The 12,445-nt window shown below is 70.7% G+C and carries 10 protein-coding genes; 6 read left to right on the top strand and 4 right to left on the bottom strand.

Translation table 11 applies throughout. The features are described 5' to 3' along the window. Positions 1 to 12: 12 nt before the first annotated feature. The 4 genes from RLT58_RS30285 to RLT58_RS30270 form a co-directional block, all read right to left on the bottom strand. Positions 13 to 852, bottom strand: a complete 840-nt coding sequence (locus tag RLT58_RS30285; protein WP_311313537.1) for an SDR family NAD(P)-dependent oxidoreductase — start codon at positions 850 to 852, stop codon at positions 13 to 15. A gap of 147 nt (positions 853 to 999) precedes the next feature. Further along, complete coding sequence (locus RLT58_RS30280; RefSeq protein WP_311313536.1) at positions 1,000 to 1,845, bottom strand: amidohydrolase family protein; 846 nt, start codon at positions 1,843 to 1,845, stop codon at positions 1,000 to 1,002. Next, positions 1,842 to 3,029, bottom strand: a complete 1,188-nt coding sequence (locus RLT58_RS30275; protein ID WP_311313535.1) for a mandelate racemase/muconate lactonizing enzyme family protein — start codon at positions 3,027 to 3,029, stop codon at positions 1,842 to 1,844. The genes RLT58_RS30280 and RLT58_RS30275 overlap by 4 nt, the downstream gene beginning before the upstream one ends. Next, a complete protein-coding gene (locus tag RLT58_RS30270) occupies positions 3,029 to 4,399 on the bottom strand; it encodes an aspartate aminotransferase family protein (RefSeq protein WP_311313534.1) in 1,371 nt (456 codons plus the stop codon). The genes RLT58_RS30275 and RLT58_RS30270 overlap by 1 nt, the downstream gene beginning before the upstream one ends. A 288-nt stretch (positions 4,400 to 4,687) precedes the next feature. On the opposite strand from RLT58_RS30270, the gene RLT58_RS30265 reads away from it, so the two are divergent. From RLT58_RS30265 to RLT58_RS30240, 6 genes are all read left to right on the top strand, one after another. Then, positions 4,688 to 5,545 carry an IclR family transcriptional regulator gene (locus RLT58_RS30265; RefSeq protein WP_311313533.1) on the top strand — a complete coding sequence of 286 codons (858 nt, stop codon included), beginning with the start codon at positions 4,688 to 4,690 and terminating at the stop codon, positions 5,543 to 5,545. Between the two features lie 208 nt (positions 5,546 to 5,753). After that, positions 5,754 to 7,904: a putative phage tail protein gene (locus tag RLT58_RS30260; protein ID WP_311313532.1), complete on the top strand. Its 2,151-nt coding sequence runs from the start codon at positions 5,754 to 5,756 to the stop codon at positions 7,902 to 7,904. Between the two features lie 41 nt (positions 7,905 to 7,945). After that, positions 7,946 to 9,202 (top strand): Gfo/Idh/MocA family protein, encoded by a 1,257-nt coding sequence (locus tag RLT58_RS30255; RefSeq protein ID WP_311313531.1) that lies wholly within the window; start codon positions 7,946 to 7,948, stop codon positions 9,200 to 9,202. A gap of 47 nt (positions 9,203 to 9,249) precedes the next feature. Continuing rightward, a complete protein-coding gene (locus tag RLT58_RS30250; protein WP_311313530.1) occupies positions 9,250 to 10,506 on the top strand; it encodes an ABC transporter substrate-binding protein in 1,257 nt (418 codons plus the stop codon). An 81-nt stretch (positions 10,507 to 10,587) separates the two neighbouring features. Then, a complete protein-coding gene (locus tag RLT58_RS30245) occupies positions 10,588 to 11,493 on the top strand; it encodes a carbohydrate ABC transporter permease (protein ID WP_311313529.1) in 906 nt (301 codons plus the stop codon). Between the two features lie 2 nt (positions 11,494 to 11,495). Next, complete coding sequence (locus RLT58_RS30240) at positions 11,496 to 12,443, top strand: carbohydrate ABC transporter permease (RefSeq protein ID WP_311313528.1); 948 nt, start codon at positions 11,496 to 11,498, stop codon at positions 12,441 to 12,443. Positions 12,444 to 12,445: the final 2 nt, after the last annotated feature.

The raw sequence follows: 12,445 nt of genomic DNA, 5'->3' as shown, positions 1-12,445 counted from the left end.
GGGCCGGCCGGGTCAGATCGTGTTGCGGTACGGCGGCATGAAGCGCATCCGCGGCATCTGGTCCGCCAGCACTCCCCCGTCGACGACCAGCCGCGCCCCCGTGAGGTACGCCCCCGCGTCCGAGGCGAGCAGCAGCAGCGCGCCCACGCACTCGTCGGGCCGGGCGTACCGGCCGAGCGGGATGCGCTCGCGGTACGCGGACTCGAACGCCTCCCGGTCGAAGGGGAACTCGCCGTCGATGGGGGTCTCGACCATGCCGGGGGCGAGGGTGTTGGCGGTGATGCCGTGCGGGGCGAGTTCGATCGCCAGGGTCTCGGTGAGCAGCTGGGCGGCGGCCTTGGAGGCGTTGTAGTGGGCGAGGCCCGCTTCCGCGACCAGGGCGTTCTTCGAGGTGATGGTGATGATGCGGCCGGGGACGGCGTCGGCCGTCATGTGTTCGGCGATGCGCTGGCTGAGGAAGAACACGGCGTCCACGTTGACCCGCATGATGTGCGCCCAGCCGGCGGGGGTGATCTCGTTGAAGCGTTCCAGGGCCGCGGTGCCCGCGTTGTTGACCAGGATGTGCAGCGGTCCCGCCTCGGCCCGGACCGTGTCGGCGAAGCCGGCCAGCGCCTCGGTGTCCGCGAGGTCCTGCCCGTGGACACGGCAGCCCCGGCCGAGCGCCTCCACGGCGGCGGCGGTCTCGGCGATGCCCTCGGCGCCGGGCAGGTCGACCAGGACCAGGTCGGCGCCCGCCTCGGCGAGGCCGACGGCGAAGGACCGGCCGAGGCCGCGGGCCGCCCCGGTGACGACCGCGGTGCGGCCGGTCAGGTCGAAGCGGTCGGTGCCGGTGGGCGGGACGGCTGCGGTCATGGCGGGGTTCCTTCGGACGGAGAGGGACGAGAGGTGGGCCGCCGCGCGGGACACAACGAGGTGGAGCGCGGCGGCCCGGCTGCGGGCCCGGTGCCGGGGACGGGGGGTGACCCGGGCTCCGGGCCCGCAGGCTGGGGGGACGGCCGGTCAGCCGTTCAGGCCCAGGAGATCGAGCGAGGGCCGGTGGATGATCTCCTCCACCGCGTCCGCGTCGAGCGGCGGCAGTCCGGGGATGCCGGGGATCCGGGCGATCTCCCGCAGCCCCTTCACCGAGTCGTCGACCGTCGTGAACGGGTAGTCGCTGCCGAACAGCACCTTGTGGAAGACCCCGTAGTCCTGGACGAGCCGGAGGCTGTGCCAGAGCTGGAAGGGCCGGTAGTGCAGGGCGCTGAGGTCGGCGTACACATGCGGGTGCTTGCGGATGACCGCGATGCACTCGCCCTCGAAGGGGTGGCCGAGATGGGCGAGGACCATCCGCAGCTCGGGGTGGCGGATGGCGACCGCGTCCAGATGGCGGGGCATCGCCCACTCCAGCGGTGCGCTGGAGACGAACGTGGTGCCGGTGTGCACCAGGAGCGGCAGCCCGTTGCGTTCGGCGTACGTGTACAGCTCGTCGTACTCCTCGGCCGCCGGGTCGAAGCCCGCGTACATCGGCATCAGTTTGATGCCGCGCAGGCCGAGCTCCTGGTGGCCGTAGCGCAGTTCCTCCTGCCAGCCGGGCTGGGTGGGGTCGAGCGCCAGGTAGCCGATCAGCCGGTCGGGGTGCTGCCCGACGTACGCGGCCACGGCGGCGTCGTCGACCCAGAGGCCGCTGCGGCGCGCCTTGCCGCCGACGACGATCGTGCGGGTGGAGTCGGGTGCGGTGGCGGCGTACTCCTCCCACTTCACCGTGAGGTCGACCTCGCCGGCGTGGGCGCGGGCGGAGTCGGAGCTGAACGGGTCGGTGAAGTCGTGGCTGTGGCGGAAGAGATGGGAGTGGACGTCGACGATCATGTGCGGTTCCGCTTCTCCCAGCCGTCCGCGAACATGTTCCAGAAGCGGTGGCTGGGCGGGTGCTCCTCGAAGACCTCGTCGACGAGTTCGACGCCGATCCCCGGGGCGGTCGGCAGACCGATGCGGCCGCCTTCCATCGGGAGGGTGCCCTTGAGGGCGTCGAAGACGAACGGCTCCAGGAGCCCGTCGAAGGTTTCCAGGATCTTGAAGTTGGGGATTCCGAGCGCCGCGTGCACCGAGACGGTGGTGCAGAGCGGGGAGTTGGAGTTGTGCGGGGCGACCAGCATGCCGTGCGTGTCGGCGATGGCGGCGAGCTTTCTGACCTCGGTGAAGCCGCCGGCCATGGACAGGTCGGGCTGGATGATGTCGACGGCGTGCGTGGCGAAGAGCTGCTTGTACTCGTAGCGGTTGTGGAAGTGCTCACCGCCGGAGAGGGGGAACGCGGCGCGCCGGCGCAGTTCCGCGTACCGCTCGATGTGGGTCCAGGGCATCGGCTCCTCGAACCAGCCGATGTCGAAGGGCTCCAGCTCCCGCACGAGCCGGGCGGCGGTCGGCATGGCGAAGCGGGCATGGCCCTCGATGAAGAGGTCGATGTCCGGTCCGATGGCTTCGCGGACGGCGGCGACGAGGTCGAGGGAGCGGCGCAGTTCGGCCCGTTCCAGCTCGTGCAGCCCGGGGCCGAAGGGGTCGAACTTGAGGGCGGTGTAGCCCTTGGCGACGGTCTCCTTCGCCTTGGCGGCGAAGATCTCGGGCTCGCGTTCGCCGGTGTACCAGCCGTTGGCGTAGACGCGGACGTCGTCGCGGCAGGCCCCGCCGGTCAGCCGGTAGGCGGGTACCCCGAGCGCCTTGCCCATCAGGTCGTACATCGCCTGGTCGAGGCCGGACAGGGCGATGCCGCCCATGTCGCCGCCGCGCAGGAAGTCGCCCTGGTAGACGCGGAGCCACAGCTCCTCGACGTCGAAGGGGTCGGCGCCGATCAGATGGCGTCCGGCGATGGCCTCGGTGAGGGCGCAGACCTCGCTCACCCGGTAGGGGTGGGTGATCTCGCCGACGCCGGTCAGGCCCTCGTCGGTGTGGACCCGGACATAGCCGAAGTCGCGCCAGGAGGTGCCGAGCATCAGGGTCTCGACGCGGGTGATCCGGCCGGCGGGTCCTGCGGGCCGGGTGCGGTTGACGGTGAGCATCAGCGGGTCGCTCCGCCCATGGTCGAGGTGTGGGCCAGGTCGCGGGCGCCGCCCTCGGCGAGGACGGCCGTGACGGCGGCCTCGGTGCCTTCGATCAGGCGGTCCACGTCGGCGTCGGTGTGCGCGTAGCTGATGTGGCTGCGCTTGAGGTTGAGGGGCAGCTCGAACAGCCCGTGGTCCAGGAGTCTGCGGCGGTAGCCGACGAACATGGAGGCGTCGTTGTGCAGCAGGTCCGCGTAGGTGCGGGGGGCCTCGCCCGGCATGAAGTAGCTGACGAAGACGGAGCCGTAGCCGGTGACGACGGCGGGCACGCCGAGGCGCGCGTAGAGGCCGGTCAGTCCGGTGCGGACGCGGTCGCCGAGCCGGAAGACGTGCTCGTGGACGGGCTCCTCGCGGAGCTTGCGCAACGTGGCGAGGGCGGCGGCGACGACGGACGGGTGGCCGTTGTACGTGCCGGCGAAGAAGGCGGGGGCGCCGGGGCGGGTGGAGAAGAGGTCCATCAGGTCGGCGCGGCCTCCGATCGCGCCGACGGGGGCGCCGTTGGCGATGGCCTTGCCGAGGGTGGTGAGGTCGGGGGTGACGCCGGAGATCTGCTGCCAGCCGCCCAGGGCGTGCCGGAAGCCGGTGATGACCTCGTCGAAGATCAGGACGCTGCCGGCCCGGGTGGTCTCCTCGCGCAGCGTCGTCAGGAACTCCTGGTACGGCAGGAGCGCGCCGACGTTGTGCGGGACGGGTTCGACGATGACGGCGGCGATGTCGGGGCCGTGCTCGGCGAAGGTGCGCCGGACGGCCTCGCTGTCGTTGAACGGCAGGACGAGGGTGGCTTCGAGGACCTCGGGCAGGATGCCGGTCGAGATCGGGTCGTGGCCGCCGACCTTCGAGGGCTCGGAGATGACGTTGAGGCTGACCGCGTCGTGCCAGCCGTGGTAGCAGCCCTGGAACTTGACGACGAGGCGGCGGCCGGTGGCGGCGCGGGAGACGCGCAGCGCGTGGAAGGTGGCCTCGCTGCCGGTGCTGGTGAGCAGCACCTTCTCCAGGGAGGGGATCAGCTCGGTGAGCTGTTCGGCGAGGAGGACCTCGCCCTCGGTGACGCCGACGCCCATGTGCCCGAGGGTCGCGCCGGCCTCGGCGGTGGCGCGGGCCACGTCCGGGTCGTTGTGTCCGAGCAGCGGCGGGCCGAACGCCGAGTGGAAGTCGGTGTACTCGCGTCCGTCGGCGGTGCGGAACCGTGCGCCGTCGGTCGCGGTGACCACCAGGTCGGTCAGTCCGGGAACGCTGCGCTGACCGCTGTTGACGCCGCCGGGTACGACCTGGCGGGCGCGCTCGGCGAGCCGGGCCCCGGATTCCTTGCCGGCCGGGCCTGAACTCATATCGCTTGCTCCTTGCGTCGAGAGTCGTCGGTTCTCGTGGGCCCTGCCCGGCCCGTGAGTCCCTGGCGCCATCCGCCCGGCAGTCGCCGCAGGAAGGGGTGATCCGTGGTGCTCGGTGCTGCGTTTCGCTTTTTCAGAACGCTGTTCTGTAGAGCAGAACAGTGCCTGGATATTACGTCCGCCCCGAAAACCGGTCAACCCCCTTCCGCCCTGCCGACGCCCGAATCCGGGGCACTTGTTGAATCGGAGGCACCCTCCGCAGCTTCGAAGGCACTACGCTGTTCTGCTATGACGAACAGTGCTGCCCCAGAAGAACCGAAGTACTGGGTCAAGAGCGTGGCCAGGGCAGCGGACATCCTCGAAGCGCTCGCCGCGCCCTCGCAGGGCAACGGCCTGAGCGTCACGGAGGTCGGCCAGGCCTGCTCCATCTCCAAGAGCGCGGCCTTCGGCATGCTCCAGACCCTGCGCGCCTACGGCCTCGTGTCGGACGACGGCGAGGGCATGAACCGCCGCTACCGGCTCGGCATGAGCCTGGCCCGGCTCGGCGACCGCGCCAGGTCCCAGGTCTCGCTGCGCGGTGTCGCCCACCCCGTCCTGCGCGATCTCTCCCGGGCCACCGGCATGGCCTCCCGGCTCGCCGTCCCCGAGGACGGCCACGCGGTCGTGGTGGACCAGGTCGAGCTGGACCAGCGCGTCCGGCTCGATCTGCGCATGGGCCAGCGCGAACTGCCGCACTGCACGGGACTGGGCAAGGCGCTGCTCTCCGCCGTGCCGCAGAGCGAGGCCGCCTCGGTCGTCGAGCGGTTCGGGCTGCCCCGGCGCACCTCCCGCACGATCACCGACCCGGCGACGTTCCTGGCGCATCTGCGCGACATCGCCCGGGTCGGCTACGCCCTGGACGACGAGGAGGACGCCGAGGGCATCATCTGCATCGGCGCGCCGGTCTTCGACGACCGGTCGGTGTGTGCCGGGGCCGTGTCCATCACGGGGCTCAAGCTCGGACTGCCGGCCTGGCGCTACCAGGAGCTGGGCGGTCAGGTGCGGGACGCCGCCCGCCGGATCAGCGTCTCACTGGGCTGGGTCGAGGAGCCGGAGACCGGCACCCCGGATGCCGGTTCCGCCCATTCCGACGGATTCGGGTCTTGACCGATCGGCTTCGGCCGCCGTAGGTTCCCTGCCAACCGGGGTGACATTCAGCCGTCACCGGTGATTTACCCCCTCCGGTCCGCTTCCGGCGCCTGCCCATCACGCCGTGAACATCCGACGACCGGACCCTTTTCAGCCATCCGCCACTCGGCAGTCCACCGCAGGAACGCTCCCTCACTCGTCGCACTTCTCGGAAGGCGAAGTCCGCATGAGCGTTCCGCACCACCCCATCGCCGCGTCCTCCCGCCGGAATCTGCTGCGGGCTTCGGGTCTGGCCGGTCTGGTCATGGCCGGCACGGCCGCGGCCACCACCCCGGCCCAGGCCGCACCCACCCACACCCGTGACGTCCTGCACCTGGACACCGTCACCGCCCTGCGCGCCCTCAACACCACCCCCCTGACCGACGGCACCCACATCCTCCTCGCCGGCTACCACACCCCCGGCGACGGCGGCGGCATGGCCCTGCGCTGGAACAAGAAATCCACCGCCCCGCACAACGGCGGCACCGTCATCGCCCCCACCCACACACCGAAAACCGGACGCTGGCACCAACTCCACACCGGAACCATCGACTTCCGCACCTTCGGCCACTTCAACGCCGACACCCCCGCCGACACCGCCCTCCAGACCCTCGTCAACGACCCCACCGTCCACCGCATCGAGGCCCACACCGACCTCCTGTTCACCCAACGCCACCTCTTCAACCGCTCCACCATCGAACTCGACTTCGGCGGCCACCACATCCACACCACCGGCATCGAGAAAAACACCCACGACAACCCCTTCGGCGCCCTCCTCTCCTTCCGCGGCACCCCCACCGACACCACCGTCAAACACACCCTGAGCGCGGCGATGCCGGACCTGTCCGACCTCTTCGAGGTCGGTGACTCCTCGAAGTTCGCCGTCGGCCAGTGGTGGGCGGTGGAGATCAACGCCCTGTCGGGGACGTACGAGAAGGAGATCCAGCGCCTCGTCCAGGTCACCGACGTCGTCGACGCGACGCACATCCGGGTCAACTACCAGATCGGCTGGGACCTCGCGGCCGGCCGCACCCTGACCTGGACCCGGGTCGAGCCCGTCGAGCGCGCCCACGTCCGCAACATGGTCTTCGAGGGCTGGGGCGAGGACGAGATGACCGGCTCGCACCCGGTCGCCTACGAGTACGCGGTGCGCTGCGACGTCTCCGGCATCGAGGCCGTCGGCACCTTCTGGCCGGTGGTGATGCGCCGCTGGTGCACCTACTACCGCACCGAGCAGTGCTCGCTCACCAACCCGAAGTCGGTGACCTACGGCGGCGCGGGCTATCTCACCCAGCAGATCTACTGCCTGTACGGGCACGTGGAGGACTGTCACACCTCCAACGCCCGCCATCTCAACGACTTCACGGCTTCCGCCTACTGCTATGTCACCAACTGCCACGGAGACGGTGACGACGAGGGCCCGTTCGTCACGCACGGCCAGTTCGAGCACGACCTCGTCTACACCGGCAACTCCGGCCTGATGACCTTCGCCAACTCCGGTGCGGCCTGGGGCGGCAGGGCCAAGCGGATCACCGTGCGCCGCCACGCCTGCTCCTGGTTCGTCGCCCGGGTCAAGATCACCGATCTGACCCTGGAGGACGTCCTGGTCGTCGGCAAGAAGTCGCTGGAGGGCTCCGGAATGCTCTGGGTCAACGCCGACGGGGTGCAGATGCGCGGCTGTACGGCGACGGGGCCCCTGATCGTCTCCCGGGCCTCGGACCTCTCCGCCCGGCCCGACGTCATCGCCGACTCCTCGTTCGCCTTCGCGGCGGGCGCCGAGATCACCCAGGCCGGTGTCACCGCCCCGCTCACCCTCCGGCGCACCACCCTGAAGGGCGTCGACGCCGCGGTGTTCAACGGCACCGGGCCGCTCGTCCTGGACCAGTGCACCCTGACCGGATCCAAGGACGCCGCCCCCGTCTCGCTCGCCCACGCCGACATCACCGTGCTCGGCGGCGAACTCCGCGACACGGGGCTGAAGCTGACCTCGGCCAAGGACCAGCGGCTGCGCGTCGACGGCACCCGGCTGTCCGGCACCAACAAGGACGGCGCCCTGCTCGCCCGTACCGGCGCCGGACGCACCGTCGACTGGCAGCTCAGCGGCCTCGACTCGACCGCGCCCGACGGCACCGCACATGTGCTGCTCACCGAGGGCACCAACCGCTACCGGGCCACCGGCTCCACCTTCACCGGCGGCCGGCTCGAACTGCGGCCCTCGGCGTTCGGCGACAGCGGCCATCTGCTGCACACCGGCTGCGTCGAGGACGGCACCGAGCGCACCGCCGTGCCGGACGAGGGCGACCGCGTCGCCCACACCGCGGCCACGCTGCGCTTCTGACCATCCCGCCCGTCCAGCACCACCGAGCACCAGGGATTCCCGTGTCCACGCATACCCCGATCACCGGCCGGCCCGTCCGGGTCGCCCTCGTCGGCGCCGGCAACCGCGGTCTGACGTACACCGAGTGGATCAAGGCGCACCCCGAGCGCGCCGAACTCGTCGCCGTCGCCGATCCCCGCCCCGCCGCGCGGGCCGCAGCGGGCGCGCCCGTCGAGTTCGACGACTGGCGGCCGCTCGTCGATCACCGCATCGCGGACGCGGTGATCGTCGCCACCCAGGACCGCTTCCACGTGGAGCCGGTGCTGGCGCTGGCCGAGGCCGGTTACGCGATCCTCGCCGAGAAGCCCCTCGCCCCGACGGAGGAGGAGACCCGCCGGATCGTCGAGGGGGTGGAGCGGGCCGGGGTGCTGTTCGCGGTGTGCCACGTCATGCGGTACACCCCGTACACCGACCTGGTGAAGGAGGTCGTGGACTCGGGCGTGCTCGGACAGCTGGTCTCCCTCGACCATCTGGAGCCGGTCGGCTGGTGGCACTACGCCCACAGCTACGTACGCGGGCCGTGGCGCAGCGAGAAGGACTCGTCCCCGATGCTGCTCGCCAAGTCCTGCCACGACCTGGACTGGATCACCTATGTCATGGGCGGCCGGATCGAGCAGGTCACCGGTTTCGGCGGCCTGAAGCACTTCACGCCGGAGAACGCGCCGGAGGGTTCCGCCGGCCGCTGCCTGGACTGCGCGGTCGAGCACGGCTGCCCGTACAGCGCGCTGAAGCTGTACGTGCCGACGCTGCGCGAGAAGGGCGCGGTCTGGCCGGTCACCCATGTCACCGAGGCGACCGACGAGGCCGGTCTCGTGCGGGCGCTGCGCGAGGGCCCGTACGGGGTCTGTGTCTACCGGAGCGACAACGACGTGGTGGACCACCAGGTCCTCGCGATGCGGTTGTCGGGCGGGGTGACCGCGACCTTCCAGATGGTGGCGTTCACCGAGCAGACCCACCGGCAGACCCGGATCTTCGGCTCGCACGGCTGGCTCGTCGGCGACGGCGAGCAGGTCACCGTGCAGGACTTCAGGACCGGCGGGTCCACCGTCCGCACACTCGGCGCGTCCGGGTCGAACGCGGCCGACGGGCACGGCGGCGGGGACGCCGCGCTCGTCGAGGCGTTCGTCACCGCCCTCGCCACCGGTGACGCCGGAGCAGTCCGCTCCGGCCCCGCCACCTCGCTCGGCAGCCATCTCGCGGCGTTCGCCGCCGAACGCGCCCGGCACACCGGCACCGTCCAGACGGTCCCGGTCTCATGACTTCCCCGACCTCCCGCCCCGCCCTCACGTCCTCGGAGGACCGTCTCATGTCCCGTCTTCTCCCCCGTCGTTCCAGAGTCCGCGCGCTGGCCGCGCCCGTCCTCGCCACCGCGCTCGCGGCCGGTGTGCTGGCGGGCTGTTCCGGCAGCGGCGGCGACGGCGACACCGTCACCATGTGGACCTACCCGATCATCTTCGACGAGGCCAGGAACAAGGCGTACTGGGACGGCCTGGTCAAGGCGTTCGAGAAGGAGCACGCGGGCGTCACGGTGAAGGTGGAGACCTTCCCGTGGGCCAACCGCGACACCGCTCTGGCCACCGCCATCGCCGCGGGCAAGGGCCCCGACGCGGTCTATCTGATCCCGGACCAGCTGCCGAAGTACGCCAGGAGCATCGTCCCGGCCGACGACTACATGCCGGCCTCCGCCAGATCCGACTACACGGACTTCGCGCTGAAGTCCGTCACGGTCGACGGCAAGGCACTCGCCACCCCGGTCCTGACCAGCGCCAACCCGCTGATCTGCGACAAGCGCGTGTTCACCGCGATCGGCGAGAAGAACTACCCGACCAGTTGGGCGGACCTGGAGGCGCTGGCCCCCAGGCTGAAGGCGAAGGGCTACTACGCCACCAGCTACAGCGGTGACACCCAGCAGACCCTGAACATGACCTTCTACCCGCTGCTGTGGCAGGCCGGCGGCGACGTCTTCTCCGAGGACGGCAAGAACGTCACCTTCAACGACGCGGCCGGCGTCAAGGCGCTGACGTACCTCAAGAAGCTCGTCGACGGCGGCTACACGGACAAGGACCTGGTCACCACCACGCCCAAGCTGGAGCAGACGCCGACCGCCAAGGGGAAGGTGGCCTGCACCTGGCAGAACACACCGGCGGACGTCGAGCCCTTCTGGGGCAAGGAGAACATCGTCGTCCGGCCGCCCCTGAAGGACACGGCGTCGGTGGGCTACGGCACCGTGGGCGCCCTGTCGATGCTGAAGGGCGCCGACAGGAAGAACACCGGCGACTGGCTGAACTTCGTCGCCGAGTCCAAGAACGCCGCCGGACTCCAGAAGGCCGCCGGCTACTTCCCGGCCCGCACCTCCGGCGGTGACCTCTACCCGGACGACGCGCTCCAGACGGCGGTCGGCGCCACGCTGCCGAGCATGGACGTGGGCCCGCTCCAGGACAAGGCCCGTGAGGTCCAGGGCGTCCTCGCGCCCGAGATCCAGGCGGCGCTGCTCGGCAAGAAGAGCCCGAAGGACGCGCTGGACGCGGCGCAGAAGGCCGCGCAGGCGGTGCTCGGCCGCTGACCCGCGGTCGCGGGCCGGCCTCCGGCCCCGCCACCCCACTCCCCGGACCCCCGCCATCCCCCGTACCGCAAGGAGATCCCCGTGGCAGTCGTCGCGGAACCCACCCGCCGGGGCCGTCGCAGCGGGCCGCAGGCGCGCCGCGAGGCCCGGATCGGCCTGCTCTTCGTCCTCCCGTGCTTCCTGCTCTTCCTGGCCTTCCGGTTCGGCCCGGGTGTCGCCGGTGTGCTGATGAGCTTCACCGACTACTCCCTCACCGGCGGCGGCAGCTTCGTCGGGCTCGACAACTTCACCCGCCTGTGGGCCGATCCGCTGTTCTGGCAGGCGCTGAAGGTCACCGTCCTCTACACCGTGCTCGCCGTGCCGGGCACGCTCGTCGCGTCGGTGTCACTGGCGCTGATCACCCGGCGCGCGTTCCGCGGCGCCAGGTTCTTCCGCTCGGTGTTCTTCCTGCCCGTCGTCACCTCGCTGGTGCTGGCCGCCACGGTCTTCGTGTGGATCTTCTCGACGGGCGGCCCGTGGTCCACGCTGATGGGCTGGTTCGGGATGTCCGAGGGCTCCTGGCTCACCGACGACGTGCTGGTGCTGCCCGCACTCGCGCTCGTCGGCGTCTGGTCCCGGTTCGGCTACGGAATGCTCATCCTGCTCGCCCGGATGCAGGACATCCCCCGGGAACTGGAGGAGGCCGCCCTCACCGACGGGGCGGGGCCCTGGCAGCGGTTCCGGTACATCGTGCTGCCGCAGCTGAAGCCCGCTCTGTTCTTCCTCGCGGTGATCGAGACGACGGCCTCGTTCCAGGTGTTCGACGCGGTGTACACGATGACCGGCGGCGGGCCCGCCAACGCCAGCTACACGCTCGTCTTCCAGCTCTACGACGCGGGCTTCAAGTACTTCGACCTGGGTTACGCCGCCGCCATCGGTGTCGCGCTCTTTGTGCTGACCGTGGTGGTCGCGGTGATCCAGCGGCTCGTGATCGGGAAGGACCAGTGACCATGACAGCGGTACCGCAGGAGACGAAGGCCCCGCCCGTGGACAGGACGCCGGCGGCCGGCGGCCGGGCCGCGCGCCGGGCGGAACGCAGGCTGCGCAAGCGCGCCGAGCAGGACACCGTCCCGTACGGCATGCGCCCCACCCGGACCGGCCGCGTCACGCGCGGAGTCCTGCTGACGGTCGCCGCGCTCGTGACGGTCTTCCCGTTCTACGCGATGGTCGTGCTGTCCCTGAAACCGTCGGCGGCCGTCGACTTCCCCGGCAGTCTGCTGCCGTGGCCGCTGACCGGCGAGGCGTACGACACCGTCATGGGCGCCCAGGACGTGCCGCGCTGGCTGCTCAACACACTGGTCTACTCGGTCGTCTCGGTCGTCGGTGTGCTGCTGCTGGCCTCCCTCGCCGGGTACGCCTTCGCCAAGAAGCGGTTCCCTGGCCGGGAGACGATGTTCTGGTCGTTCCTGTCGATGGTGATGGTGCCGTACCACGTCACGATGATCCCGACGTTCGCGATGATCGCGAAGCTGGGCGGGGTCGACACCTACTGGGGACTGATCGTGCCGACCCTGGCCAACGCCCAGGCGGTGTTCCTGATGCGGCAGTTCATCCAGGGGCTGCCGGACGAGCTGTTCGAGGCGGCCCGGCTCGACGGCTGCAACGAGTGGCAGATCTTCTACCGGATCGTGCTGCCGCTGCTGAAGCCCATCCTCGCCACTCTCGGCGTCTTCGTCTTCCTCTGGCACTGGAACGACTTCCTGTGGCCGCTGGTCATCGGCCAGTCCACCGACATGCGCACCCTCACCGTCGGCATCGCCTCGCTCCAGCAGCAGAACGTGCCGCTCAACGTGGTGCTCTCCGGCTCCGTCATCGCGTTCGTGCCCATCTTCGCCGCGTACATGGTGGGCCAGCGCTACTTCACCGAGGGCGTCACCGCGTCCGGAATCAAGGGATAGTC

Origin of the sequence: Streptomyces sp. ITFR-16, assembly GCF_031844705.1 — a bacterium.
In the GTDB taxonomy this organism is placed as follows: domain Bacteria; phylum Actinomycetota; class Actinomycetes; order Streptomycetales; family Streptomycetaceae; genus Streptomyces.
The sequence above is the reverse complement of the archived record's forward strand: the minus strand, read 5'-3'. Positions and strand labels throughout refer to the sequence as shown.

Coding starts and splice junctions, on each gene's coding strand:
- RLT58_RS30250 (WP_311313530.1), top strand. CDS start 9,250: ATGTCCCGTCTTCTCCCCCGTCGTTCCAGAGTCCGCGCGCTGGCCGCG.
- RLT58_RS30265 (WP_311313533.1), top strand. CDS start 4,688: ATGACGAACAGTGCTGCCCCAGAAGAACCGAAGTACTGGGTCAAGAGC.
- RLT58_RS30270 (WP_311313534.1), bottom strand. CDS start 4,399: ATGAGTTCAGGCCCGGCCGGCAAGGAATCCGGGGCCCGGCTCGCCGAG.
- RLT58_RS30275 (WP_311313535.1), bottom strand. CDS start 3,029: ATGCTCACCGTCAACCGCACCCGGCCCGCAGGACCCGCCGGCCGGATC.
- RLT58_RS30280 (WP_311313536.1), bottom strand. CDS start 1,845: ATGATCGTCGACGTCCACTCCCATCTCTTCCGCCACAGCCACGACTTC.
- RLT58_RS30260 (WP_311313532.1), top strand. CDS start 5,754: ATGAGCGTTCCGCACCACCCCATCGCCGCGTCCTCCCGCCGGAATCTG.
- RLT58_RS30285 (WP_311313537.1), bottom strand. CDS start 852: ATGACCGCAGCCGTCCCGCCCACCGGCACCGACCGCTTCGACCTGACC.
- RLT58_RS30240 (WP_311313528.1), top strand. CDS start 11,496: ATGACAGCGGTACCGCAGGAGACGAAGGCCCCGCCCGTGGACAGGACG.